General features: G+C 68.6%; 1 protein-coding gene. It reads right to left on the reverse strand.

Translation table 11 applies throughout. From position 1 onward, the window contains the following. Window positions 1–830: urease subunit alpha (locus tag FV218_RS22465; RefSeq protein WP_147711608.1), on the reverse strand; the 830-nt coding region annotated here is incomplete at both ends.

Genomic DNA, 830 nt, shown 5'->3' on the forward strand with positions numbered 1-830 from the left:
CCCCCCGCCCCCTCCGTGTGGAAGGCGTGGATGGTCCGCCCGGCGAAGGCTTTGATCGTGTCCTCGACGAATCCGGATTCGTTGAGGGTGTCGGAGTGGATCATCACCTGCACGTCGTGGAGGTCGGCGACGGTGAGGCAGGTGTCGATGGCCTGGGGCGTGGTGCCCCAATCCTCGTGGAGCTTCAGCGCGCAGGCCCCGGCGCGGATCATCTCGACGAGGCTCTCGGGGCGCGAGGCGTTGCCCTTGCCGGCGAAGGCGAGGTTCATCGGAAACGAATCCGCCGCCTCGATCATCCGGGCGAGGTGCCACGGCCCCGGCGTGCAGGTGGTGGCGAAGGTACCGTGCGCCGGCCCGGTGCCGCCGCCCAGCATGGTGGTGACCCCCGAACACAGAGCCTCCTCGATCTGCTGCGGGCAGATGTAGTGGATGTGGCTGTCGAACCCGCCCGCCGTGAGGATCTTTCCTTCTCCGGCGATCACCTCCGTGCCGGGGCCGACGACGATGTCGACGCCGGGCTGGATGTCCGGATTGCCGGCCTTGCCGAGCTTGGCGATCCGCCCCTTCACGATGCCGACGTCGCACTTCACCACGCCCCAATGGTCGAGGACCACGGCGTTGGTGATGACGGTGTCCACCGCCCCGTCCCGGTTGGTGACCTGGGACTGGCCCATCCCGTCGCGAATCACCTTGCCGCCGCCGAACTTCACCTCCTCGCCATAGGTGGTGTGGTCGCGCTCGACCTCGATCATCAGGGACGTGTCGGCAAGCCGGATGCGGTCGCCGGTGGTGGGGCCGAACATGTCGGCATAGGCGGCGCGGGGGAGGGC

It is taken from the genome of Methylobacterium sp. WL69, assembly GCF_008039485.1.
In the GTDB taxonomy this organism is placed as follows: domain Bacteria; phylum Pseudomonadota; class Alphaproteobacteria; order Rhizobiales; family Beijerinckiaceae; genus Methylobacterium.